22 protein-coding genes are annotated in these 23205 nt (G+C 69.0%); 7 read left to right on the top strand and 15 right to left on the bottom strand.

Annotated elements, in window-relative coordinates:
- Nucleotides 1–7: 7 nt before the first annotated feature.
- The 9 genes from WDLP6_RS05415 to WDLP6_RS05375 form a co-directional block, all read right to left on the bottom strand.
- On the bottom strand, nt 8–1426 hold the full coding sequence (locus WDLP6_RS05415) for a dihydrolipoyl dehydrogenase (RefSeq protein WP_162591533.1): 1419 nt from the start codon (nt 1424–1426) through the stop codon (nt 8–10).
- Entirely contained in the window at nt 1423–2154 is a 732-nt protein-coding gene (locus tag WDLP6_RS05410) for a glutathione S-transferase N-terminal domain-containing protein (RefSeq protein WP_162591532.1), read from the bottom strand. Before WDLP6_RS05410 ends, WDLP6_RS05415 begins: the two co-directional genes overlap by 4 nt.
- Nucleotides 2151–3185, bottom strand: a complete 1035-nt coding sequence (locus tag WDLP6_RS05405) for a glutathione S-transferase N-terminal domain-containing protein (protein ID WP_162591531.1) — start codon at nt 3183–3185, stop codon at nt 2151–2153. Before WDLP6_RS05405 ends, WDLP6_RS05410 begins: the two co-directional genes overlap by 4 nt.
- Nucleotides 3186–3323: 138 nt before the next feature.
- Nucleotides 3324–4109 carry an AraC family transcriptional regulator gene (locus WDLP6_RS05400; RefSeq protein ID WP_162591530.1) on the bottom strand — a complete coding sequence of 262 codons (786 nt, stop codon included), beginning with the start codon at nt 4107–4109 and terminating at the stop codon, nt 3324–3326.
- Nucleotides 4110–4203: 94 nt separating this feature from the next.
- Nucleotides 4204–5172, bottom strand: a complete 969-nt coding sequence (locus tag WDLP6_RS05395) for a branched-chain amino acid ABC transporter permease (protein ID WP_232076967.1) — start codon at nt 5170–5172, stop codon at nt 4204–4206.
- A 17-nt stretch (nt 5173–5189) separates the two neighbouring features.
- On the bottom strand, nt 5190–6062 hold the full coding sequence (locus tag WDLP6_RS05390; RefSeq protein WP_162591528.1) for a branched-chain amino acid ABC transporter permease: 873 nt from the start codon (nt 6060–6062) through the stop codon (nt 5190–5192).
- A 39-nt stretch (nt 6063–6101) separates the two neighbouring features.
- Nucleotides 6102–6824 (bottom strand): ABC transporter ATP-binding protein, encoded by a 723-nt coding sequence (locus WDLP6_RS05385; protein WP_162591527.1) that lies wholly within the window; start codon nt 6822–6824, stop codon nt 6102–6104.
- Nucleotides 6821–7600, bottom strand: coding sequence for an ABC transporter ATP-binding protein (locus tag WDLP6_RS05380; protein ID WP_162591526.1), 780 nt, complete (start codon nt 7598–7600; stop codon nt 6821–6823). Before WDLP6_RS05380 ends, WDLP6_RS05385 begins: the two co-directional genes overlap by 4 nt.
- A gap of 13 nt (nt 7601–7613) precedes the next feature.
- Nucleotides 7614–9182 carry an AMP-binding protein gene (locus WDLP6_RS05375; protein WP_162591525.1) on the bottom strand — a complete coding sequence of 523 codons (1569 nt, stop codon included), beginning with the start codon at nt 9180–9182 and terminating at the stop codon, nt 7614–7616.
- 217 nt (nt 9183–9399) lie between these two features.
- Here WDLP6_RS05375 and WDLP6_RS05370 point away from each other — a divergent pair, with 217 nt between their 5' ends.
- The 4 genes from WDLP6_RS05370 to WDLP6_RS05355 are packed head-to-tail and all read left to right on the top strand — an operon-like array spanning nt 9400 to nt 13799.
- The gene (locus WDLP6_RS05370) at nt 9400–10599 is read left to right on the top strand and encodes an ABC transporter substrate-binding protein (RefSeq protein WP_162591524.1); all 1200 of its coding nucleotides are present in this window, start codon (nt 9400–9402) and stop codon (nt 10597–10599) included.
- Nucleotides 10596–11696 carry a CaiB/BaiF CoA transferase family protein gene (locus WDLP6_RS05365; protein ID WP_162591523.1) on the top strand — a complete coding sequence of 367 codons (1101 nt, stop codon included), beginning with the start codon at nt 10596–10598 and terminating at the stop codon, nt 11694–11696. Before WDLP6_RS05370 ends, WDLP6_RS05365 begins: the two co-directional genes overlap by 4 nt.
- Nucleotides 11697–11746: 50 nt before the next feature.
- A complete protein-coding gene (locus WDLP6_RS05360) occupies nt 11747–13345 on the top strand; it encodes a phospholipase D family protein (RefSeq protein ID WP_162591522.1) in 1599 nt (532 codons plus the stop codon).
- A gap of 19 nt (nt 13346–13364) precedes the next feature.
- Nucleotides 13365–13799, top strand: a complete 435-nt coding sequence (locus WDLP6_RS05355) for a VOC family protein (protein ID WP_162591521.1) — start codon at nt 13365–13367, stop codon at nt 13797–13799.
- A 13-nt stretch (nt 13800–13812) separates the two neighbouring features.
- Here the strand turns inward: WDLP6_RS05355 and WDLP6_RS05350 are convergent, their stop codons facing one another.
- Both WDLP6_RS05350 and WDLP6_RS05345 read right to left on the bottom strand, forming a co-directional pair.
- The gene (locus WDLP6_RS05350) at nt 13813–14763 is read right to left on the bottom strand and encodes a Gfo/Idh/MocA family oxidoreductase (RefSeq protein ID WP_162591520.1); all 951 of its coding nucleotides are present in this window, start codon (nt 14761–14763) and stop codon (nt 13813–13815) included.
- A complete protein-coding gene (locus tag WDLP6_RS05345) occupies nt 14760–15722 on the bottom strand; it encodes a DUF5996 family protein (RefSeq protein ID WP_162591519.1) in 963 nt (320 codons plus the stop codon). The genes WDLP6_RS05350 and WDLP6_RS05345 overlap by 4 nt, the downstream gene beginning before the upstream one ends.
- Nucleotides 15723–15860: 138 nt before the next feature.
- Between WDLP6_RS05345 and WDLP6_RS05340 the strand changes: the two genes are divergently transcribed.
- A complete protein-coding gene (locus tag WDLP6_RS05340; RefSeq protein ID WP_162591518.1) occupies nt 15861–16562 on the top strand; it encodes a GNAT family N-acetyltransferase in 702 nt (233 codons plus the stop codon).
- 11 nt (nt 16563–16573) lie between these two features.
- On the opposite strand, the gene WDLP6_RS05335 is transcribed toward WDLP6_RS05340, so the two are convergent.
- Nucleotides 16574–17863 (bottom strand): CynX/NimT family MFS transporter, encoded by a 1290-nt coding sequence (locus tag WDLP6_RS05335; protein ID WP_162591517.1) that lies wholly within the window; start codon nt 17861–17863, stop codon nt 16574–16576.
- Nucleotides 17860–18540 (bottom strand): FadR/GntR family transcriptional regulator, encoded by a 681-nt coding sequence (locus WDLP6_RS05330; protein ID WP_162591516.1) that lies wholly within the window; start codon nt 18538–18540, stop codon nt 17860–17862. The genes WDLP6_RS05335 and WDLP6_RS05330 overlap by 4 nt, the downstream gene beginning before the upstream one ends.
- A gap of 247 nt (nt 18541–18787) precedes the next feature.
- Between WDLP6_RS05330 and WDLP6_RS05325 the strand changes: the two genes are divergently transcribed.
- Together WDLP6_RS05325 and groL are read left to right on the top strand one after the other, a co-directional pair.
- Nucleotides 18788–19078: a co-chaperone GroES gene (locus WDLP6_RS05325; RefSeq protein ID WP_162566134.1), complete on the top strand. Its 291-nt coding sequence runs from the start codon at nt 18788–18790 to the stop codon at nt 19076–19078.
- Nucleotides 19079–19129: 51 nt separating this feature from the next.
- Nucleotides 19130–20782: a chaperonin GroEL gene (gene groL / locus WDLP6_RS05320; RefSeq protein ID WP_162591515.1), complete on the top strand. Its 1653-nt coding sequence runs from the start codon at nt 19130–19132 to the stop codon at nt 20780–20782.
- Nucleotides 20783–20947: 165 nt separating this feature from the next.
- Here the strand turns inward: groL and WDLP6_RS05315 are convergent, their stop codons facing one another.
- Complete coding sequence (locus tag WDLP6_RS05315) at nt 20948–22414, bottom strand: sensor histidine kinase (RefSeq protein ID WP_162591514.1); 1467 nt, start codon at nt 22412–22414, stop codon at nt 20948–20950.
- Nucleotides 22411–23136 (bottom strand): response regulator transcription factor, encoded by a 726-nt coding sequence (locus tag WDLP6_RS05310; protein WP_162591513.1) that lies wholly within the window; start codon nt 23134–23136, stop codon nt 22411–22413. Before WDLP6_RS05310 ends, WDLP6_RS05315 begins: the two co-directional genes overlap by 4 nt.
- Nucleotides 23137–23205 lie beyond the last annotated feature (69 nt).

Here is a 23205-nt window from a genome sequence, read left to right as displayed (position 1 = left end):
GGCCCGGTCAGGCTTCGGTCCGCGCGCTTCGCCGCGCATCGCGCAGCGCGGTGCGCAGGCCCTCTTCGACCACCGGATGGTAGAAGGGCATGGACAGCATCTGGTCGATGCGCATGCGCGCCTGCAGCGCCCACGCCATCAGATGACCGAGGTGCTCGGCATCCGGGCCGAACATCTCCGCACCCAGAAAGAACCCCGCGCGATCGGCGTAGACGCGCAGCAGCCCGCGGTTGCGCAGCATCACGCGGCTGCGCCCCTGGTTGGCGAAGGAGGCCTGGCCGACCACGACATCGCCCGCGCGTTGCGCCAGCGCCCAGCCGCCGCCGACGATCGCCATCTGCGGATGGGTGAATGCGATCGACAGGCGCGCGCGCCGCTCGCCACCGCGCACGCGCGGAAAGCTCGCGGCGTTGCGGCCGGCGATGCGTCCCTCGTCGACCGCTTCGTGCAGCAGGCTGTCCTCGCCGCTCGCATCGCCGGCAACGAAGACCGGGCTGGCGCCGACCTGCATCGTGGTGCGGTCGAAGCCCCAGGCGCCCGCCGCGACGGCGGCACCCCACGAGGTGGTCTCGAGGCCGGCCGGCAGCCTGGGCGCGCGGCCGGCGGCCGCGATGACGCAGGCGAAGCGCTCGCTCGCCCGGCTGCCGTCCCGCGTCACGTAGTCGACCCGCACCTCGCCGCCATCGGCGTGGAAGACCGCACGCGCATCGCATTCGAGCGGCAGCGCATCGGCCCAGACCGCGCAGGCCTGGCGATGCACTTCGGGATCGGTGAGCACGCCCAGCCGCCCGCCGCGGCCGAACAGCCGCACGCGCACGCCCAGTCGATGCAGGGCCTGTCCCAGCTCGAGCGCGACGACGCCGGCGCCGACGATGGCCGCGCTGGCCGGCAGATGGGGCAGCTCGAACAGGCTGTCGGTGGTGAGGCACAGCGCACGCACCGCATCGAGTTCGCGCGGCACGACCGGCACGGAGCCGGTGGCGAGCACGATGCGGCCCGCGTGCACGCGCGTCGCATCGCCGTTCGCGTGCGTGACCACGAGCACATGGTCGCCGACGAAGCGCGCGACACCGGCAAGCTTGTCGGTGGCCGGATAGGCCTCGACCTCGCGCAGCACGAAGCCGACGAAGCGGTCGCGCTCGCGCCGCACGCGGTCCATCACGCCCGCGAGCGCATCGCCGGCACGTGGCGCAGGCGCCGGCAGGCCGAAGTCCGAGGCCGTGTCGCCCGCATGCGCCGCATCGGCCGCCGCGATCAGCAGCTTGCTCGGCATGCAGCCCACGCGGGCGCAGGTGGTGCCGAAGTCGCCGCCTTCGATCAGCACCGTGCGCGCACCCGCCGCGACGGCCGCGCGGTAGGCGGCCATGCCCGCCGAGCCGCCGCCGACGACGGCAACGTCGACCTCCAGGGTCGGCGGCGCGGTCATCGGGCGCGCTGCCCGAGCAGCACGGCGCGCGCCTCCGGCGTCATGGTGGAGCGGCCTTCGCGCCATTCGTTGGCCGTGCGGAAGCCGCGGTTGACCGCGGGCCGCGCCGCGATCGTGGCCAGCCATTGCGCCAGCGCCGGAAAGGTCTCGATGTCCAGGTGGTGATGGCGCCACAGCCGCACCCAGACCCAGCATGCGATGTCGGCGATCGAATAGTCGCCGGCCAGGTAAGGCCGATCGGCCAGCCGGCGCTCCAGCACGCCATACAGCCGGTGGATCTCGTTGTTGAAGCGATCGATCGCGTAGGGCACCGGCTCGGCCGCGTATTCGTTGAAGTGATGCACCTGGCCCGCGGTCGGCCCGAGGCCCGACATCTGCCACATCAGCCACTGGCTCGTCTCGTGCCGCCGGCGCAGTTCGGTGGACCAGAAGCGGCCGTGCTTGTCGGCCAGGTACATCATGATCGCGCCCGACTCGAAGAGCGCCAGCGGCGGCCCGCCATCGGCCGGTGCATGGTCGACCAGCGCGGGGATGCGGTTGTTGGGATTGATGCGCAGGTAGGCCGGCTCGAACTGATCGCCACGGCGGATGTCGACCTTGACGAGCCGGTACGGCACGCCCAGTTCCTCCAGCAGGATCGAGATCTTCCAGCCGTTGGGCGTGGGCCAGTAGTGCAGGTCGAGCGCGGCGTCCGGCGCCGTGGCCTCTGCATCGGTCGCGAGCGTCATGGTTGCAGCGCGGCGAGGCAGCCGGTGGCGCGCAGCACGGGTTCGACGCGTTCGCGCGCGGCGCCGTCGAGGCCGCGCCACTCGTCGCGCAGCCAGCGCAGGCACTTGGCCTGGTAGCGGAACGCGCCCTGGCTGTAGCTGCGGCCGAGCAGCTCGACGCGCACCGTCGGCTCGCCGCGTTCGACCGCCGCTGCATTGGCAACCAGGAACGGCAGGTAAGCATCGCCGATGACGCGCAGCAGGTCGATCGCGCCCGCAGGCAGCGCCGTGGCATCGGGCAGCCATTCGCCCTGCACGCCCGAGGCCTCGTCGAGCGCGTAGATCCAGTCCAGCGTGCCGGGCGAACTGCGCCGCATGATCTCGGCCGGCGTCGGATCGTTGCGGCAGGTGAAGAGCGCGCCGAACAGACCGAAGTCGCCCAGCGACGGGCGCGAGCCGAAGAGATAGCTCTGCGTCTCGCGCAGCCGGCTCATCGCATCGAGCACGCGCGCATAGGTGGCCTCGATGACCGGCGCGTTCTGCGGCGTGGCACCGACCAGCGGCATGCGCGACACCTGGCGGTCGCGGAACTGGTCGGCTGCATGCGCGATCGTCGCCTGCGCCACGCCGCCGCCGAGCAGCTCGCCCATCACGAGCCGGTTGGTCGCGTTGCGGTCGCTCTCGTTGCCCCAGCGGTACTGGAACGCGATCTTCACGCCCCACTCGTCGCCGAAGTCGTCGATCAGGTTCGACAGGAACGCCAGCCCCGGATCGGCCGGCACCACCGAGCGATGGCCCGGATGCAGCTGCTCCAGATCGAGCGCGATGAAGGTCGAGTCGGTGTGGAAGGAGCGGTCGTGCGGATACCAGAGGATCGGCACGATGCGCGGCTTCACCTCGGCCAGCTCGGGCCGCACGAGCTGGAAGTCGGGCGCCCAGTCGAAACTGGCCGGCATCCAGTCGAAGGGGATGTGGCGATAGCGCAGCAAGGCGCGCAACTTGGCCGCGTACGGCGAGGCGAGGACGCCGTAAAGGCGGTAGCGATCTGACATGACGGTCTCCAGCAGGGCAACGGTTCGTTGAATGAAGCTTCGATGCTAGGAACGAAGCCCCCTGCGCTGTCATGATTGCGCGCCATCGCGTGTCGCGCAGCGGACGTTTCGCCGCTCGGCGGCGACGCCCCGGGGCCCTCAGTTGAAGTACTGGCCCGGTGTCTGGCCGATGGTGCGGCGGAACATCTCGATGAAGGCGCTCGCGCTTTCGTAGCCCACATCCAGCGCGGTGCTGGTGACCGAATCGCCCATGCCCAGCCGCACCATCGCCGCCATCAGCCGCGCCTGCCGCCGCCAATGCGCGAAGGACACGCCGGTCTCCTTGAGGAACAGCCGCGTCAGCGTGCGGCCACTGGCGCAGGCGATGTCCGCCCAATCTTCGAGGGTGCGCGGATCGGCCGGGTTTTCGCGCAGCGCGATGCAGATGCGGCGGATGCGCGGATCCTGCGGCAGCGGCAGCAACAACGGCGCCACCTGGCACACGTCGATCTCGTCGAACAGCAGGCCGATCGCGCGCTCGTGATGCGCGGTCGAACGGAAGGTGGACGGATCCTCGACCACGCGCAGGATCAGTTCGCGCAAAAGCGGCGTGACGCGAACGAAGGTGCAGGCGGTGGGCAGCGGCACATCCACGTCGGAGCGGATCAGCAGGTTGCGCAGGCTCAGGTTGGTGGCCGGATGGAAGGTGTGGCGCACGTGGTGCGGCACCCAGACCGCGCGCTGCGGCGGCACCACCCACGAACCGCCCATGCCCTCGATGACCATCACGCCCGAGCTCGAGAACATCAGCTGGCCGCGGCCGTGCTCGTGCGGCTCGACCGTGGTGCCCGCCGGTATCTCCATGGACAGGCCGACCATCGGCGCGGCGCCCATGTCGTGCTCGAGTTCGCTGATATGGTGGGCCGACAATTCGAACTGGTCCATCGCAGAGTCTCCGTCAGTTGCGCACCGGCGCATGATAGCCAGCGAGCGGGAAAACGCGAGTCACGCGAGCCGGCTGTGCGGCGCGCGGCCCTGTTCAGCGCCGGCCGCGCACGAGCCGGCGCACCGCGCCTTCGATGCCCGAGGGCATGAGGAACACCACGACGATCAGCAGCACGCCGTAGATCGCCCAGGTCGCGGACTTCGAGACCTGGTCCACCAGGTTCGGCACGAACTGGATGAACACGGCGCCGTAGAGCGCGCCCCCCACCGTGCCCAGGCCGCCGATGACGACGCCGATGATCAGCGTGATCGACAGGAAGAAGTTGAAGCTGTCCGGCGACACGAACTGCACGACCATCGCGCTCAGCGCGCCGGCGACGCCGGTGTAGAGCGCGCTGATGCCGAAGGTCAGCGTCTTGATGCCGGGCACGTCGACGCCCATCGCCGCCGCCGCGATCGGCTGTTCGCGGATCGCGACCAGCGCGCGGCCGAGGCGCCCGCCCAGCAGGTTGCGCGCCGCCACGAAGGCCAGCAGCGTGATCGCCAGCACGCACAGGTAGAGCCACTGGTCCGGCGACAGCGGCAGGCCGGCCGGCACTTCGGGCTTGGCCAGCAGGATGCCCTGCACGCCGCCGGTCCAGTCTTCAAGCGCCTTCCACTTGAGCAGCTGCGGCACCGCCACCGCCAGCGCGAAGGTCGCCAGCGCGAGGTAATGGCCCTCGAGCCGCAGCGCGGGCAGGCCGAAGGCGAAGCCGACGACGAAGCACAGCACCGCGGCCATCGGTATCGCGGCCCAGCCGGGCGCCGCGAAGTGATCGACCAGGATCGCGGTGGTGTACGCGCCGACGGCGAAAAAGGCGCCGTGCCCGAGCGAGATCTGGCCCGAGTAGCCGACCAGCATGTTCAGGCCGAGCAGCGCGATCGCATAGATCATCGCCAGCGTGGCCTGGAACAGGTAGAAGCCGGGCGCGACCAGCGGCAGGACCAGCGCCGCGGCGGCGATCGCGCACGGCAGCAGCCATGCGGCGGCGCCGGGCTTGCGCGCGACGAGCGGGGAAGACACGGTGATGTCCGTCATGTTCAGACCCTCGTGACCACGGGCTTGCCGAACAGGCCGGAGGGCTTGAACAGCAGCACGCCGATGATGAGCATCAGCGCCACGGACAGCTTGAGCTCCGTGCCGATGACATAGGCGCCGAGCACGTTCTCGAGCACGCCGACGATCACGCCGCCCGCGATCGCGCCCCAGGGGCTGTCGAGGCCGCCCAGCAGCGCCGCGGCGAAGCCGTAGATCAGCACGCCGGACATCATGCTCGGGTCGAGGTAGACCACCGGCGCGACCAGCACGCCGGCGACGGCGCCGATCGCGGCCGCGAGCCCCCAGCCGAAGGCGAGCATCCAGCCGACGCGGATGCCCACCAGCCGCGCCGACATCGGGTTGTGCGCGGTCGCCTGCATCGCGAGGCCGAGCTTCGTGAAGTTGAAGAAGAGGTAGAGCGCGGCCACCAGCACCAGCGTCACAGCGATCGATCCCAGCTCGTGCGCGGATATCAGCGCGCTGTCGAACGCCCGGCCGCTGCCGAAGGGGCTCGGGAAGATCCGCGCGCTGTAGCCAAAGAGCCAGCCGGCGAGGCTGTTGAAGATCACCAGCAGCGCGATGAAGAGCAGCACGGTGGTGAGCGCCGGTGCGAAGCGCGCGCGATGGATGACGAAGCGCTGGATCAGCATGCCGGTCGCGAAGGCAGCGACCAGCGTGAGGCCCAGCGCAGCCCACAGGGGCAGCCCCGCCTGCATCAGCATCCAGGCGATGTAGGTCGAGAACATGGCCATCTCGCCCTGCGCGAAGTTGAGGTGATGGGTCGACTGGTAGACGATGACCGCCGCCAGCCCGAGCGCGCCGTAGACGCCACCCATCGCGATGCCCGAAATGATCTGGTGCAGCAAGCCTTCCATGCGGTGTTCCTGGTGGTGAGTGGTGAGATGCCGCTCGTCTCAGTGGCCGAGGTAGGCCTGCCTGACGGCGTCGTTGCAGCGCATCTGGTCCGGCGTGCCGTGCGCGACGACGCGCCCGGTCTCCAGCAGGTAGACCTGCGTCGCGATGCCGAAGGCCAGGTTCGCGTTCTGCTCGACGAGCAGCATGCTCAGGCCTTCCTGTTGGCGGACCGTGCGCAGAATCTGGTAGACCTCCTGCACCACGAGCGGCGCCAATCCGAACGAGGGCTCGTCGAGCATCAGCAGCGTCGGCCGCAGCATGAGGGCGCGCGCGATCGCCAGCATCTGCTGCTCGCCGCCCGACAGCGTGCCGGCCTGCTGATGGCGGCGCTGCCTGAGCCGCGGGAAGTAGGCGTACATGCGCTCCAGGTCGCGCGCGACTTCCTGCCGGTTGCGATGCAGGTAGGCGCCGAGCAGCAGGTTCTCCTCGGCGCTCAGCGGCATGAAGGTGCCGCGGTCGGCCGGCACGTGGGCCACGCCGAGCCGCGCGACCGATTCGGCCGCGAGGCGCCGGCCCTGCACGCCGCACAGTCGGATGTCGCCCTCGCGCTGCACCAGGCCGCTCAGGGCCATGAGCGTGGTCGTCTTGCCGGCGCCGTTGGCGCCCAGCAGCGCCGTCACGCCGCCGCTTCGGACCTCGAAGCCGACGTCGAACAGCACCTGCGTGCGGCCGTAGTACGCGGCCAGGCCCTGCACGGCGACGATGGGTTCGGCGGGCGTCATGGCGTGGCGGCGCCGAGATAGGCTTCGATCACCGCGGGATCGTTCTGCACCTGGGCCGGGCTGCCCTCGGCGATCTTGCGGCCGAAGTTGAGTGCGACGACCTGGTCCGAGATGCCCATCAGGAAGCGCATGTGGTGCTCGACCACGAGCACCGTGATGTCGAGGCGGCGGCGGATATCGCGCACCAGCTCGGCCAGCGCATCGAGTTCGCCGGTGTTGAGGCCTGCCGCAGGTTCGTCCAGCAGCAGCAGGGTCGGTGCGCTGGCCAGGGCGCGTGCCAGTTCGATGCGCTTTTGCAGGCCGAAGGGCAAGGCATCGGCGCGCTGGTCGGCCCAGCGCTCGAGGCCGACGAGGCGCAGCAGCTCGTCGGCCCTGTGCGCGCTGAACGCTTCCTCGCGCCGCATCGCGCGGCTGCGCAGCACGCTCGCCAGCACGCCGGCGCGTGTGCGGCAATGCGTACCGACGCGCACGTTGTCCATGACCGACATGGCACGGAACAGCGCGAGGTTCTGGAAGGTGCGGCCGATGCCGAGGCCGGCGATGCGGTGGCGCGGCAGGCGCGACAGCGGCTGGCCGCGCCAGTAGATCTCGCCGGCCGACGGCGCATAAAGGCGGCTGATGCAATTGAACAGCGAGCTCTTGCCGGCGCCGTTCGGCCCGATCAGGCCGCAGATCTGCTTCTCGCGCACGCCGAAGGACACCGCGTCCAACGCCAGCACGCCGCCGAAGCGCAGGCTGAGCTCGCGCACTTCCAGCAGGTTCTGCCCGTCGTTCATGGCCTGCATCCGCTCAGCTGACCTGGCGCTGCTGGCCGGCCCAGTACCTGGCGCGCAAGGTCTTCTTGTCCGGCTTGCCGAGCGCGGTGAGCGGCAGCGCATCGAGGAAGTCGATCGACTTGGGCGTGGCCACCGCGCCCTTCTTCTCGCGCACCCAGTGCATGATCTCGCCGGCCGTGACCGTCGCGCCCTCGCGCAGCACGATCATGGCCTTGACCGCCTCGCCCCACTTGCCGTCCGGCACGCCGATGACGGCGGCCGAGCTGATGGCCGGGTGCGCAGTGATGACATCCTCGATCTCGCGCGGATAGACGTTGAAGCCGCCCGAGACGATCATCTCCTTGCGCCGGTCGACGATGTGCAGGAAGCCTTCGCCGTCCTCGAACGCGAGGTCGCCGGTGTGCAGCCAGCCGCCGCGCAGCGTCTCGGCCGTCTCTTCCGGCTTGTTCCAGTAGCCCTGCATGATCGAGGGACCGCGAAAGCAGATCTCGCCGATGTCGCCGCGCTGGACCGGATGGTGGTCGTCGTCGAGCAGCGCCACCGTGATGCCGGGAAGCGGCCGCCCGCACGAGGCATGGCGTCCGGCCACGCCGCCCTGGTGCTCCTTCTTGCGCAGCACGGTCGCGCAGTTGGGCGCCTCGGACTGCGAGTAGATCTGCATGAACACCGGCCCGAACAGCGCGATCGCCTCCGCCAGCCGTGCGGGCGAGATCGGCGAGCCGCCGTAGATGACCGTCTCGAGCGCGGAGGTGTCGGCCGGCGCCGCGCGCTGCGCCTCGATCAACAGGTAGATCATGGTCGGCACGAGGAAGGTGCTGTTGATGCGGTCGCGCGCCACCGTGGCGAGGAACTTGCGCGCATCGAAGCCCGCATGCAGATGGATGGTGCCGCCGCGACTCAGGATCGGCACCAGCATGCAACCGGTCGCGTGGGTGATCGGCGTGCTGCACAGGAAGCGGATGTCCGCGGGCCATTCCCAGCCCGACAGCGTCAGCAGCACGTTCATGACCATCGAGCGGTTGGTGAGCGTCACGCCCTTCGAGCGTCCGCTGGTGCCGCCGGTGTAGAGCAGCGCCACCACATCCTCCGGATGCGACTTGGCCTTCGACTTCGACAGCGCCCCGGTCATCGGCAGCGAGAAGATGTCGGTGGCAAAGTCCGAGGCGCCATGCGAGAACACATGCCGCAGCGAGGTTGCGCGGGACAGCAGCTGCCGGGCGTGCTCGCCGAACTGCGCCGGCTCGACCACCAGCGCCGACACTTCCGCGTCCTCGAGGATGTAGGCATGGTCGTCGACCGAGCCCATCGGATGCAGCGGCGTGTAGCGCAGGCCGAGCGCGAACGAGGCCAGCTGGACGATGACGGCGTCGATCCGGTTGCTCGACAGCTGGGCGATGCCGTCGGTGCGCGCGAGCCCGGCGCTCAGCAGGCGGTCCTGCATCTGGTGCACGGCGGTGCGCAGCGCTGCGTAGTTGAGGCTGCGTCCGTCCTGGACCAGCGCGGGCGCGTCGGGGTTCTGCTGCAGCGCGAGTTCGACGAGGTCCGAGTAGGTGGCGCTGTCGTGGAGGTGGCGGTCGATCATGGGTCTCCTTGTCCTGATGCCCCGCACGATACGGATCGGTGCCGCGGCCGGTGTCGAAGTCGGGCCGTTCGATAGCGCAAAACGGACAGCCTCTCCCGTGAACCGGCGAACTGGCCATTTCCCGATATGAATCGGCGCAGACGCCGCAGTGCGCGCCGCACCTCGTGCCTAGACTGGATTGCGACAGCGTCGAAAAACTTCCGGAGACACAACGACCATGGACACGCCTCTTCCCCTCTCGCGCCGCAAGCTGCTCACGCTGGCGGCCGCTTCCGTGGCGCTGCCCGCGCGCGCGCAGACCAGCTCGGAAATCCTGATCGGCCAGACCATGCCGTACAGCGGTCCCGCCTCGTCGTACGGCGTCATCGGCCGCGCCGAGGCGGCCTACTTCGAGAAGGTGAATGCCGAGGGCGGCATCGCCGGGCACAAGCTGCGATTCCTGTCGCAGGACGACGGCTACAGCCCGCCGAAGACGGTCGAGCAGACGCGCCGGCTGGTGGAGCAGGAGAAGGTGGCGATGATCTTCGGCACCTTCGGCACCCCGACCAATGCGGTGATCCGCAAGTACCTCAACGCCGCGAAGGTGCCGCACCTGTTTCCCACCGGCGGCGCCGACCAGTGGGACGATCCCAAGGGCGCGCCGTGGACCTTCGGCTGGCAGCCGAACTACAACACCGAGATGCGCATCTATGCGGCGTTCGTGCTCGCGGAACGGCCGCAGGGAAAGATCGGCATCCTCTACCAGAACGACGACGTCGGCCGCGACAACCTGCGCGGCCTGCGCCAGGGCCTGGGCGCGGCGGCGGACCGGATGATCGTGAAGCAGGTGAGCTACGAGAGCACCGACGCCACGGTGGATTCGCAGGTGATCAGCCTGCGCGAATCCGGCGCGGATGTGTTCTTCAATGCCGCGGCCGGCAAGTTCGCCGCGCAGGCGATCCGCAGGGCGTCCGATCTCGGCTGGAAGCCGCTGCAGATCGTGAGCAACTATTCGAGCTCGGTGGCCGCGGTGCTGGCGCCGGCCGGGCTCGACAAATCGAAGGGCATCGTCTCGACGCAGTTCCAGAAGGACCCGAACGACCCGCACTGGCGCAAGGATGCGGGCTACCTCGAATGGCTGGCCTGGATGGACAAGCACTACCCGCAGGGCGACAAGACCGACATCTTCAACGTCTACGGCTACCTCTCGGCCCAGACCCTGGTCGAGGTGCTCAAGCTGTGCGGCAAGGATTTCAGCCGCGAGAACGTGCGCCATGCGGCCGAGTCGCTGCAGCGCGTCGAACTGCCGATGCTGATGCCGGGCATCACGCTCAACACGAGCCCGACCCGCCACGTGCCGATCCGCCAGCTCTACCTGATCCGCTTCGACGGTGCTTCGTGGCAGGCCTTCGGCGACGCCAAGGGCGGCGCCGCGTGAACGGCGAGGCGCAGCAGGCCGGGCCATTGACCGGGGTGCGGGTGATCGAACTCGCAGCCCAAGGGCCGGTCCCCTTCTGCGCCATGATGCTGGCCGACATGGGCGCCCGGGTGCTGCGGATCGGGCGCCCCGGCGAGAACGCCGGCACGCCCTCGGCGATCGGCCTTGCCCCGCGCGACGACGTCCTGCTGCGCCACCGCGAGCACCTGGCCGTGGACCTCAAGGACCCCGACGGCATCGCGCGCGTGCGGCAGCTGACCGCCGAGGCGGACGTGCTGATCGAGGGCTTTCGTCCCGGCGTCGCGGAACGCCTCGGCCTGGGTCCGGAGGTCCTGCTGGCCTCACACCCCTCGCTGGTCTACGCACGGCTGACCGGCTGGGGCCAGACAGGACCGAATGCGCGGCTCGCGGGACACGACATCAACTTTCTCGCCGCGACGGGCGCACTGGCGGCACTCGGGCGCCCGGGCACGCCGCCTGCGCCGCCCTTGAACCTCGTGGCCGACTTCGGCGGCGGCGGCATGTTCGGCGCGCTCGGCATCGTGGCCGCGCTGTACGAGGCGCGCCGCTCCGGCCAGGGGCAGGTCGTCGATGCCGCCATGGTGGATGGCGTGGGCTGTCTCATGTCGACCGTGCAGAGCCTGAGAACGGCGGGCATGTGGTCGAACGATCGCGGCGCCAACGCGCTCGATGGCGGCGCGCCCTGGTACGACTGCTACGAGACCGCGGACGGACGCTACATCGCGCTCGGCTGCGTCGAGCCGCAGTTCTTCCAGGGGATGACCGCGCTGCTGGAACTCGACCCCGCGTATGCGCGCCAGCAGTTCGACCGCCAGGCATGGCCGTCGATGCGGCGCGCGATCGCCGAGCGGATCCGGGCGCAGCCGTGGCAGGCGTGGGTCATGTGCCTGGCCGACACCGACCTGTGCATCACGCCGGTCTGGCATGGCGATGAAGCGGCACGGCTGCCGGCGCTGCGCGCGCGCGGCAGCCACATCGACGTGAATGGGCAATGCCAGCCGGCGCCGGCGCCGCGCTTCTCGCGCACGCCGGGTCGCCCGGGGACGCCGGCGCCGCCGATATCCCCCTCGGCGTGAATCGCCGCTACGATGCGCCTCGCGCCGCACTTTCCCGGCGCGCACGATCCATGCCCCTTTCTCCCCGAGCCTTCCCTGCCCTGCTGCGCTGTCTGGGCATCGTGCTGGCCTGCCTGCTGTCGGCCTGCGCCGGCCTGCCGCCGCACGCGAGCGCGCCGGCCGTCACCGCCATCCCTGCATCGCCCGCGACCGAGCTGGGACGGCTCACCGTGCCCTATGCGAACCCGCCCGACGGCCGCTCGGCCGTGCGTGTGATGCCGCAGGCGGCGTTCGCGCTGGACGCGCGTCTTTCGCTGATTCGCCACGCCCAGACCTCGCTCGATCTGCAGTACTACCTGCTGGGCAACGACAAGACCGGCAAGCTGATCCTGCGCGAACTGCGCGACGCGGCCCAACGCGGCGTGCGCGTGCGCCTGCTGCTGGACGATTTCTACACCGTCAAGCTCGACCCGATGCTGCTGGGCCTGAGCGCCTACCCGAATATGGAAGTGCGCCTGTTCAATCCCTTCGTGGCCGGGCGCGATCACGCGGCCACGCGCTGGATGGGCTTCTTCGCCGACTTCCACCGGCTCAACCACCGGATGCACAACAAGCTGTTCGTGGTCGACGGCGCGCTGGCCATCGCGGGCGGGCGCAACCTCGCCGACGAGTATTTCCTGCGCAGCCGCGACGCGAATTTCATCGACCTGGACATGCTGCTGGCCGGCCCGGTGGTGAACGAGCTCGAAGGCATCTTCGACACCTACTGGAACAGCGAAGTGGTCTATCCGCTGCACGCCGTCGTGCAGCCGATCGAATCGCCCGAGGCGCTGCGCACCCGCTTCGACGCGCTGACGTCTCCCGTGGTGGCGCCGCCGCCCGATCCGACGCCGGAAACAGATGTCTTCGGCGAGCCGCCGCTCAGCGCCGTGCTCGCGAGCGGCAAGCTGGCGCTGATCCGCGCCCGCGCCGACGCGGTGGCCGATGCGCCGACCAAGGCACTCGGGCTCGACGCGCAGGAGGCCGGCGGCCGGCAGCGTCCGCCCACGCTGGCCGAACGCATGCTCGGCCTGTTCGACCTCGCCAAGTCCGACATCACGATCGTCTCGCCCTACTTCATTCCGGGCGACGCCGGCATGGAGCACATCCGGCGCCTGCGCGCGCGCGGCGTGCAGATCGCGGTCGGCACCAATTCGCTGGCCGATACCGATGAGCCGCTGGTCAACATCAACTACAACAACTACCGCGTCGCGATGCTCAAGGAGGGCGTCACGCTGTACGAGGTCAGCTCCACGCAGATCCGTCGCAGCCGGAGCCTGCGCCGGGTGTTCGGCCAATCGCGCGGCCGCCTGCATGCCAAGCTGGCGATGATCGACCGCGAATGGATCCTGGTCGGCTCGCTCAACTTCGACCCGCGCTCGGCCTACATCAACACCGAGGTCGGCGTGCGCATCCAGAGCTTCGAGGTGGCGCACCAGGTCATCGACGCCATGCAGATCGACAACGTCGACAGCGTCTACAAGGTCCAATTGAAGCCCGGCACCGACCAGGTCCAGTGGGTCAGCACGGACGGCGACAATGCGGTCCTCGACGACGAACCCGACGCCAACCTGCTCGTGCGGCTCAAGCTGCTGATGTTCTCGTGGTTCGTCCCGACCGACCTGCTCTGATTTCACTCCACACCTTCGCATGACCACGCCTGCCCCAGCGCTTCCGCCCTTTCACCTCGCCTTCCCGGTCCGCGACATCGCAGAGGCACGACGCTTCTATGGCGAACTGCTGGGTTGTCCGGAAGGCCGCAGCGCCCCCGAGTGGGTCGACTTCAATTTCTACGGCCACCAGATCGTCGCGCACCTGGCGCCCGACGAATGCGGCCACAAGGCCACCAGCGCGGTCGACGACCAACAGGTGCCGGTGCGGCACTTCGGCGCCATCCTGTCGCTCGCGCAATGGCACGAGATGGCCGACAAGCTGCGCGCCGCAGGCACGCAGTTCGTCATCGAGCCCTACGTCCGGTTCCAGGGCGAAGTGGGCGAACAGGCCACGATGTTCTTCCTCGATCCTTCGGGCAACGCGCTCGAGTTCAAGGCCTTCGCGGACATGGCGTCGCTGTTCGCGAAATAGGCCGCGGGCTTCGTCAACCCAGCTGCGCCTGCAGCGCGGCGAGCACACGGTAGCAGGGCAGCACGCTGGCGACGCCGGCGTTCGGTTCGCGGCCTTCCCGAATGGCGGCGAAGAACTCGCGGTCCTGCAATTCGATGCCGTTCATCGACACGTCGACGCGCGAGACGTCGATCGGCGTCTCCTTGCCGTCGAACAGGTCGTCGTAGCGCGCAAGGTAGGTGCCGCTGTCGCCGATGTAGCGAAAGAAGCTGCCCAGCGGGCCGTCGTTGTTGAAGGAGAGGCTGAGCGTGCACAGCGCGCCGGTGCTGCTCTTGAGCTGGATCGACATGTCCATCGCGATGCCCAGCACCGGATGCACGGGCCCCTGCAACGCATGGGCCGCGACGATCTCGCCGCCGGCCTGCCACGCGAACAGGTCCACCGTGTGAGCCGCGTGGTGCCACAGCAGGTGGTCGGTCCAGCTGCGCGGCTGGCCCAGCGCATTGATGTTGCTGCGGCGAAAGAAGTAGGTCTGCACGTCCATCTGCTGCAGCGCGAACTCGCCCGCTGCGATCCGCCGGTGCACCCACTGGTGGCTGGGGTTGAAGCGGCGCGTGTGGCCGCACATCGCCACCAGGCCGGTGCGCCGCTGAAGGGCTGCGACCGCCTCGGCATCGGCCAGGCTGTCGGCCAGCGGAATCTCGACCTGCACATGCTTGCCGGCCGCAAGGCAGGCCTGCGCCTGGGCCGCATGCATCGGTGTCGGCGTGCAGAGGATCACGGCATCGATCTCCGGCAGTGCGAGGCTCGCGGCCAGCTCGGTGGTCGCATGCGCGATGCCGTGGCGTTGTGCAACTTCGCGCGTCTTCCCGAGCTCGCGGCCGACCAGCGACACCACCTCGACGCCATCGATCACGCGGATCGCATCGAGGTGCTTGAGGCCGAAGGCGCCCGCGCCGGCCAGCGCCACCTTCAGCGTTTTCATGGGCTCTGGCGCACGGGACGGGGACGGCGCGGAACGCCGAGGCCGCACTCGAGGTCGCGGTCCCATTGCGCAAGGCTTGCCGCCGCGCGGTAGGTCGTCTCGAGAAAGCGCAGCAAGGCGGCATCGGGATCGGCCGCGCTGCGAACCACGTCGTACGGCAGCAGCCACTCGCCCATCGCCGGCGCCCAGACCGCGCCGGCCGGCTCGACCACCGCGCGATCGAAGCCCTCCGGCGTCGGATACGCATACGAATAGAAGGCTGCGCCGGGGGACGCATCGTTGCCGGGCCAGAAGCCCGCGCTGCTCACTTCATGCGAATAGGCTTCACGCGTGACGGCGTCCGGCAGGCCCGCGATGCCGCCCGGATGCAGCGGCGCGGCGCGCCCGGAAAAGCGCGTGACGGCCAGATCGAAGCTGCCCCAGAACAGATGCACCGGGCTCGACTTGCCGAGGAAGGCGGTGCGGAACAGGCGAAAGACGCGGTCCACCTGCACGAGCGCACGCCAGAACGCCTGCACCGCCTGGGCGTCGTAAGCGGCATGCACCTCGTCGTCGGTGAAACGGATGGGCGCGGGCACTTCGTTGGGCAGGCCATCGATCGCGACGCGCACGCCGACCGCATCGAGCTCGGCCATGACGCGGCGATGGAAGGTGGCGACCGACATCGGTTCGAGCGCAAAGCCGCGGTCCGGCCCCTCTGACGTGCGCACGACCAGCCGCTGCGCGAGCAGGTCGAAGTCGATCTCGATCAGGCCCGCGCCCGCATGGATCGGCGAGGTGCCGAAGCCGTGCGCATTGACGTACAGCGGCACATGCCAGCCGTGGTTGAGCCAGGGCGTGAGCGCGAGCCGCACCTTGCCGACGATCTGCGTCCAGAGCTGGAAGGTGAGCGCGGTGTCGCGCCATGCCGCGTAGTCCAGCATCGGCCAGCTGGCGGCGTTGTCGTGGGTGCTTTGCATCGCGGCATTCTCCGTGCAGTCAGGGGCGTGAGCGTGACCCGCCGGGCGCCATTGTCCGACCTCACCGGGCGCATCCGGAAAAGCGCCGCACTAAACTGCCTCATGCCGACCGCACCATCCTCCGATTCATCCATCCCCATGCCCGCCGCACACCCGCTGGACAACGTCATCTGGAGCGCGCTCACGCACCGCCATCAGGCCGCGCTCGCGCTCGGCGACGGCGCGGCACGGCGATATCCGGCGGAGTTCGCCCCCTTCGGCGCGATGGTCGATGCATCGGCCGCCGGTTTCCGTGCGTTGGCCGGGCTGCTGACGCCGGGCGAGCAGGTGGCGCTGGTCACGGCCGGCGACGTGGCGCCCACGGCCGAATTCGAAATCCTCCTGCAGAAACCCATCGTGCAGATGGTGCAGTCGAAGCCTTCCGGCGATCAGGCCGCAGACCCTCGGATGGCGCCGCTCGGGCCGGACGATGCGACGGACATGCGAGCCCTGGCCGAGTTGACGAAGCCGGGCCCTTTCAGCAGCCGCACGCAGGAACTCGGCGCGTTTCTCGGCGTGCGGGAGAACGGCCGCCTTGTCGCCATGGCCGGCGAGCGCATGCATCTCGACGGGAACGCCGAGGTCAGCGCGGTGTGCACGCATCCGGATGTTCGCGGACGGGGCCTGGCGCGCGCGCTGGTGACGGCCGTGTCCGCGCGCATCGCTGCGCGCGGCGAGATCCCCTTCCTGCATGCCTTCAAAGACAACGACTCGGCGATCGCGCTCTATGCCAGCCTGGGCTTCGATCTGCGAGCGACCCTGCGGCTGACCGTGCTGCGCCGCCAACCCGCCGCCGGATGATTCCGCGGCGCCTACCGGGCGTCCGCTCCCTTCGCGACCGTGACCGTGCGCACATGCAGCGCACGACCGGCCCCCAGCCCACTGATCAACATCGCTGCGCCGACCCCCACGAACAGGAAGCCCGACGCGTCGAAGCTGCCGCTCCAGCCGCGCAAGAGGCCCACCAGCATCGGTCCGCAGGCGGCGATCAGATAGCCCACGCCCTGCGCCATGCCGGAGAGCTGCGCGGCGACATGCGGATCGGGCGAGCGCAGCACGATCAGCGTGAGCGCCAGCGCGAACGAAGCGCCCTGCGCGATGCCGAGCAGCACCGCCCATCCCCAGACGCCGGACAACGGCGCGAAGAGACAGCCCAGCATCGCCGCGACCGTGAACACGGCGACGGCGGCCGCCATGCCGGACTGGTTGCGGCACCGGACCGCGATCGACGGCGCCACGAGGCAGGTGACCACCTGGACGATGACCGAGAGCGACACCACGTAACCGGCCGCGTCACCGGCCAGTCCGCGTTCGCGCAGGATCGGCGCGAGCCAACCCATGACGATATAGGCGAGCGAGGACTGCAGCCCCATGAACAGGGTCACCTGCCAGGCCAGCCGATCGCGCCACAGCCCGCGCACCGCATAGCCCGATTCGCTGGGCACCGGTCGCAGCGGCAGCGCCTGCGGCGCCCACAGCAGCGTGATGACCGCCGCCGGCACCGCCCACAACGCCAGCGCATGCGTCCAGCCGCCGCCCAGCGCGTGCGACAGCGGCACCGTGAGGCCGGCGGCGCTGGCGGCACCGCCGCACACCGCCATCGTGTACAGGCCCATCATGAGCGCTTCGTGGCGCGCGAAGTCGCGCTTGACCAGGCCCGAGAGCAGCACGTTGCTGACCGCAATGCCCGTGCCCGCGATCGCCGATGCGAGGAACAGCAGCGGGATGCTGCCGGCGCCGCGCAGCAGCGTGCCGACCAGGATCAACACCATGCAGCCCAGCAGCGTGCGCTCGGTCCCGGCGCGGCGTCCGAGCCAGGGCGCGAGCGGCGCGAACAGGCCCAGACAGATCACCGGCAGCGTCGTGAGAAAGCTGGCCGCCGTCGGCGACAGCCCGGTCGCCGCCATGATCTCGGGCAGCATCACCGACAGGCTGGAGAACACCGGCCGCAGGTTGAACGCGATCAGCACGACGCTCAGGCCCAGCAGCAATTGGCGGCTTCGGCTCCCGGCGGGCGTCGGGCGGGGCGGCGGAAGGTTGTCGGCTTCGACGTCGATCAGCAGGTCGGCGGCAGGGAGCGTGGCGAATGGGGTGGAGTTCATGGGGTGGCAGACGCAAGCGCCTTGGAGATGTGCGCCATGAAAGCGCGGACCGTGGCGGCAGCCCGTTCCGGGTCGCGGCTGGCAATGGCTTCGACGATGGCCCGGTGCGCGGCCTCGTCGGGTTCGGGCAGTTCGATGGCCGCGGTGGCGGCGATGGTTTCGCGGATGTAGCCCGTGACGAAGCGGCAGGTCTCCACCAGAGCCAGGTTGCCGGACATGCCGACGATGGCGAGATGAAAAGCCAGATCGCGATCGACGAAGCCAGCCGCGCCGCCGGCATCCTCGGCCCGGCCGCGCCGCTCGAGCAGGGTTCGAAGCTGCTGCAGGTCGCCGGCGGTATGGCGCAGCGCCGCGAGACGCGCCGCCTCGGCCTCGAGCGCACAACGCAGCTCGAACTGGTCGCGCAGGCTGGCGCGCCGCAGCTTCTGCAGGCTGGCCGACGCGTCCACATCCGAGCGCACATAGGTGCCCGATCCCTGGCGCACTTCGAGCAGCCCGCCCGACACCAGCGTCTTGACCGCCTCGCGCACCGTGCCGCGGCTCACGCCCAGCATCTGCGCGAGCTGGGGTTCGATGGGAATGCGGGTGCCGACGGCCCAGCGCCCGTTGGCGATCTCGGCGCGAATGCCGTCGGCGGCGGCGTTGGAGAGAGAAGCTCTGGGAGCGTGCTGGAGCATGGATGTGGAGCGGCCCGATTCAATCATCGAATCATTGGATGATTTTAGAACCTATCCAATGCCGAACGGTCCGCAGGGACTCACCGCCCGCATCGCGCGCATTCCGCCGAGCTTGAAAAGCGCCAAAACACCCTTATCATTAGCACTCGCTGAAGCAGAGTGCTAACAAGCACCTTCGCCCCAGTCGACGGAAGCCGGCGGTGACGCCAGCACCCAAACCCAACCAGTTTCTTATCCAGGAGATGCAATGAAACTTCGTCCTTTGGCCGATCGCGTGATCGTCAAGCGTGTTGACAGTGAAACCAAGACCGCCTCGGGCATCGTGATCCCCGACGCCGCCGCCGAGAAGCCCGATCAGGGCGAGGTGCTGGCCGTCGGTCCCGGCAAGAAAAACGACAAGGGCGAACTCGGCGCGATGAGCGTCAAGGTCGGCGACCGTGTCCTGTTCGGCAAGTACAGCGGCCAGACCGTCAAGGTCGACGGCGACGAACTGCTGGTCATGAAGGAAGAAGACCTCTTCGCGGTCGTCGAGAAGTAACTCGCTTCCACCCGCTCACTCAATCTCAACTGAATTCTTCGGAGAAATCTCATGGCAGCAAAAGACGTAGTCTTCGGCGGTGAAGCCCGCGCGCGCATGGTCGAGGGTGTCAACATCCTCGCCAACGCAGTCAAAGTGACCCTGGGCCCCAAGGGCCGCAACGTGGTGCTCGAACGTTCGTTCGGTGCCCCGACCGTGACCAAGGACGGCGTGTCCGTGGCCAAGGAAATCGAACTCAAGGACAAGCTGCAGAACATGGGCGCCCAGCTCGTGAAGGAAGTGGCTTCCAAGACTTCGGACAACGCCGGTGACGGCACCACCACCGCGACCGTGCTGGCCCAGGCCATCGTTCGCGAAGGCTTCAAGCTGGTCGCCGCCGGCATGAACCCGATGGACCTGAAGCGCGGCATCGACAAGGCGGTCACCGCCCTGGTCGAGCAGCTCAAGAAGGCATCCAAGGCCACCACGACCTCGAAGGAAATCGCGCAAGTCGGCTCGATCTCGGCCAACAGCGATGAAACCATCGGCAAGCTCATCGCCGACGCGATGGACAAGGTCGGCAAGGAAGGCGTGATCACCGTCGAAGACGGCAAGTCGCTCGAGAGCGAACTCGACGTCGTCGAAGGCATGCAGTTCGACCGCGGCTACCTGTCGCCCTACTTCATCAACAACCCCGAGAAGCAATCGGCGCTGCTCGAGAACCCGTTCGTGCTGCTGTTCGACAAGAAGATCAGCAACATCCGCGACCTGCTGCCGACGCTGGAACAAGTCGCCAAGGCCGGCCGTCCGCTCCTGATCGTTGCTGAAGAAGTCGAAGGCGAAGCCCTTGCTACTTTGGTCGTGAACACGATCCGCGGCATCCTGAAGGTCGTGGCCGTCAAGGCACCGGGCTTCGGCGACCGTCGCAAGGCCATGCTGGAAGACATCGCCATCCTGACGGGCGGCAAGGTCATCGCTGAAGAAGTGGGCCTGACGCTCGAGAAGGTGACGCTGGCCGACCTGGGCCAGGCCAAGCGCATCGAAGTGGGCAAGGAAAACACCATCATCATCGACGGCGCCGGCGCCGCTGGCGACATCGAAGCCCGCGTCAAGCAAGTGCGCGTGCAGATCGAGGAAGCCACCAGCGACTACGACCGCGAAAAGCTGCAAGAGCGCGTGGCCAAGCTGGCCGGCGGTGTGGCCGTGATCAAGGTCGGCGCTGCCACCGAAGTCGAAATGAAGGAAAAGAAGGCCCGCGTCGAAGACGCCCTGCACGCCACCCGCGCTGCAGTGGAAGAAGGCGTGGTCGCCGGCGGCGGCGTGGCGCTGCTGCGTGCCAAGCAAGCCGTGGGCGACAAGCTCAAGGGCGACAACGCTGACCAGGACGCCGGCATCAAGCTGGTGCTCAAGGCCATCGAAGCGCCGCTGCGCGAGATCGTCAACAACGCCGGCGGCGAAGCCAGCGTGGTGGTCAATGCCGTCTACGCCGGCAAGGGCAACTACGGCTTCAATGCCCAGAACGACACCTACGGCGACATGCTCGAGCTCGGCATCCTGGACCCGACCAAGGTGACCCGCACCGCGCTGCAGAACGCTGCCTCGGTCTCGTCGCTGCTGCTGACGACCGAAGCCATGGTCGCCGATGCGCCGAAGGAAGAGGCCGGTGCCGGCGGCGGCATGCCCGACATGGGTGGCATGGGTGGTATGGGCGGCATGGGCATGTAATTGCTCGCCCCCAGGCTGCGGCGCACTTCGTGTCGCCTACGCCTTCCCCCTACCGGGGGCGGTGCCTGCCGACCGGCTTAGCCGGATCGGTGGCACCTCACGAACAGAAAAAAGGTCGCCTTGGCGGCCTTTTTCTTTTTGGAGATCGGGTCGCTTCGGCGGTTTTTATTGCAGCTCGAAGGAGAAGACGGCGCCCTTGTCGGCGCGCTGCAGCAGGTGGATGTGGCTGCCATGCAGCTGCAGGATCTTCTGCACGATGACCAGGCCGAGGCCGCCGCTGCGCTCGGCGGTCGATGAAAAAACCGGTCGCGTGAAAAGGCCGGTGCGCAGTTCGCCGGGGATGCCGGGGCCGGTGTCGCTGATCTCGACGCCGACGCCGCCCTTGTCCTGGCGCAGCGCGACCACGATCTCGCCGCCCGCGGGCGTGTGACGGATCGCGTTGTCGAGCAGATTGGTCAGCACGCGCTCGATCATGCCGAGGTCGGCAGTGACGACGGGCAGGCCCGAAGGGATGTCGGCGACCAGCCGCTGCTGCCTGGCTTCGGCCGCCAGTTCGAATTTCTGGAACACGTCCTGCACGAGATCGGCCAGCGCGAAGCTTTCCTTCTCGGGCTTGACCACGCCGTACTCGAGGCGCGCGAGTTCGAACAGCTCCTGCGCCAGCCGCCCGACCTTGCGGCTCTGGCCCAGCGCGATTTCGAGATAGCGGCGCCGCTCGTCGGGGGCGAGCGAATCGGCCTTGAGCAGCAAGGTCTCGAGATAGCCGTGCAGCGAAGTGAGCGGCGTGCGCAGGTCGTGCGAGATGTTGGCGAACAATTCCCTGCGCTGCTGGTCCTGCGTGCGGAGCTCGCGCCATTGCTCGGCGATGCGCCGCGTCATCTGCGCGAAGGCCTGGCCCAGCGTGGCGATCTCGTCGCCGCCGCGGCTCGCCTGCGCGAGCACCGGCTCGGCGCCTTCGAGCGCGGCCACGCCTTCGCTCTCGAAGCGCTGCACCACGGCGGTCAGCGCGCGCAAGGGCCGCGTGATCAGATGGAAGGCCGCCAACCCCGCCAGCAAACCCAGCAGCGCGACCAGCGCGATCGACCAGAGCGTGGCGCGCAGCACGCTGCCGGCCGCGACGTTCGCGACCACGGCGTCGCGGTCCTCGCCGGACAGCACCACGTACACATAGCCCGCATCGTGCCCGTCGACCTGGAGCGGCGCCGCGCTGAAGACCTTGCGCACGCCGTCTCCGCGCGGATCGTCGCCCACGATCGGCAGCGGAGCGCCTTCCAGCAGGCGCCGTATCGGCGCCACGTCGACGCGCTCGCGCTTGAGATGGCCGGGCGGCGCGGCCTGCGCCACGATGCGGCCATCGGGCGCCAGCAGGTACACCTCGACGCTGGGGTTCACCGCCATCAGCTTGTCGAACAGGTCGCGCACCGCGGGCTCATTGAGGCCGCCGCGCTGCATCAGCTCCGAATTGCCGGCGATGTGGGCCGCAAGGCCGCTGGACAGGCGCTGCGTCACCTCCTGTTCGTGCCGGCCGCTGGCGGCCATCTGCAGCCAGGCCGACGCGCCGCAGCAAGCCAGCAACAGCACCGCGAACACCACGGACAGGCGTTGCGACAACGAAGCCGGGCGCAGCTTCATGGGCTCGCCTCGCTGCCCGCCGGCGCGGCCAGCTTGTAGCCGCGTCCCCAGACCGTGAGGATGCGGCGCGGCTCGGCCGGATCGGTCTCGACCTTGAGCCGCAGCCGGTTGATGTGCGTGTTCACCGTGTGCTCGTAGCCGTCATGCTGGTAGCCCCAGACCTGGTTGAGCAGATCGAGCCGCGAGAACACACGGCCGGGATGCCGGGCGAAGAAATAGAGCAGGTCGAATTCGCGCGGCGTGAGCTCGACGGGCTTGCCCTCGACCTGCACCTCCCGCGCAACCGGGTCGATGCAGAGCGCGTCGAGGTCGAGCCGGCCCGACTCCATGCGCGCGTTGCGCGCCATCGCCTCGGTGCGGCGCAGCAAGGCCCGCACGCGCGCCACCAGCTCCAGCACCGAGAAGGGCTTGGCCAGGTAGTCGTCGGCGCCCAGTTCCAGACCCAGGATGCGGTGCACTTCGCTGGAGCGCGCGCTGGTGATGATGATCGGCGTGTAGCGCGTCATTGCGCGCGCACGGCGGCAGATCTCGAGGCCGTCGATGCCGGGCAGCATCAGGTCGAGGATCAGCGCATCCCAGTTGCCGCGCTCGAGCTCGCGCAGGCCCGCATGCCCGTCGGCCGCATGTTCGACGGCGTAGCCCTCGTCGCGCAGGTGCATGCGCAGCAGCTCCGCGATGTGGGCATCGTCCTCGACGATCAGAACGCGTTTGACGGGATCCATGGCACGGATTGTCCCGCGATATCGCCGGCGCAGTTATCACGATTAATTGAACTCTTCGTGATGAAACGG

Source organism: Variovorax sp. PBL-E5 (genome assembly GCF_901827185.1).
Classification (GTDB): domain Bacteria; phylum Pseudomonadota; class Gammaproteobacteria; order Burkholderiales; family Burkholderiaceae_C; genus Variovorax.
The sequence above is the reverse complement of the archived record's forward strand: the minus strand, read 5'-3'. Positions and strand labels throughout refer to the sequence as shown.

Bases quoted from the DNA above. Each gene is read 5' to 3' on its own strand.
- WDLP6_RS05375 (WP_162591525.1), bottom strand. From the start codon at position 9,182: ATGATCGACCGCCACCTCCACGACAGCGCCACCTACTCGGACCTCGTC.
- WDLP6_RS05350 (WP_162591520.1), bottom strand. From the start codon at position 14,763: ATGAAAACGCTGAAGGTGGCGCTGGCCGGCGCGGGCGCCTTCGGCCTC.
- WDLP6_RS05370 (WP_162591524.1), top strand. From the start codon at position 9,400: ATGGACACGCCTCTTCCCCTCTCGCGCCGCAAGCTGCTCACGCTGGCG.
- WDLP6_RS05385 (WP_162591527.1), bottom strand. From the start codon at position 6,824: ATGACGCCCGCCGAACCCATCGTCGCCGTGCAGGGCCTGGCCGCGTAC.
- WDLP6_RS05400 (WP_162591530.1), bottom strand. From the start codon at position 4,109: ATGGACCAGTTCGAATTGTCGGCCCACCATATCAGCGAACTCGAGCAC.
- WDLP6_RS05410 (WP_162591532.1), bottom strand. From the start codon at position 2,154: ATGACGCTCGCGACCGATGCAGAGGCCACGGCGCCGGACGCCGCGCTC.
- WDLP6_RS05360 (WP_162591522.1), top strand. From the start codon at position 11,747: ATGCCCCTTTCTCCCCGAGCCTTCCCTGCCCTGCTGCGCTGTCTGGGC.
- WDLP6_RS05405 (WP_162591531.1), bottom strand. From the start codon at position 3,185: ATGTCAGATCGCTACCGCCTTTACGGCGTCCTCGCCTCGCCGTACGCG.
- WDLP6_RS05355 (WP_162591521.1), top strand. From the start codon at position 13,365: ATGACCACGCCTGCCCCAGCGCTTCCGCCCTTTCACCTCGCCTTCCCG.
- WDLP6_RS05330 (WP_162591516.1), bottom strand. From the start codon at position 18,540: ATGCTCCAGCACGCTCCCAGAGCTTCTCTCTCCAACGCCGCCGCCGAC.
- WDLP6_RS05315 (WP_162591514.1), bottom strand. From the start codon at position 22,414: ATGAAGCTGCGCCCGGCTTCGTTGTCGCAACGCCTGTCCGTGGTGTTC.
- WDLP6_RS05335 (WP_162591517.1), bottom strand. From the start codon at position 17,863: ATGAACTCCACCCCATTCGCCACGCTCCCTGCCGCCGACCTGCTGATC.
- WDLP6_RS05390 (WP_162591528.1), bottom strand. From the start codon at position 6,062: ATGGAAGGCTTGCTGCACCAGATCATTTCGGGCATCGCGATGGGTGGC.
- WDLP6_RS05325 (WP_162566134.1), top strand. From the start codon at position 18,788: ATGAAACTTCGTCCTTTGGCCGATCGCGTGATCGTCAAGCGTGTTGAC.
- WDLP6_RS05345 (WP_162591519.1), bottom strand. From the start codon at position 15,722: ATGCAAAGCACCCACGACAACGCCGCCAGCTGGCCGATGCTGGACTAC.
- WDLP6_RS05380 (WP_162591526.1), bottom strand. From the start codon at position 7,600: ATGAACGACGGGCAGAACCTGCTGGAAGTGCGCGAGCTCAGCCTGCGC.
- WDLP6_RS05310 (WP_162591513.1), bottom strand. From the start codon at position 23,136: ATGGATCCCGTCAAACGCGTTCTGATCGTCGAGGACGATGCCCACATC.
- groL (WP_162591515.1), top strand. From the start codon at position 19,130: ATGGCAGCAAAAGACGTAGTCTTCGGCGGTGAAGCCCGCGCGCGCATG.
- WDLP6_RS05415 (WP_162591533.1), bottom strand. From the start codon at position 1,426: ATGACCGCGCCGCCGACCCTGGAGGTCGACGTTGCCGTCGTCGGCGGC.
- WDLP6_RS05340 (WP_162591518.1), top strand. From the start codon at position 15,861: ATGCCCGCCGCACACCCGCTGGACAACGTCATCTGGAGCGCGCTCACG.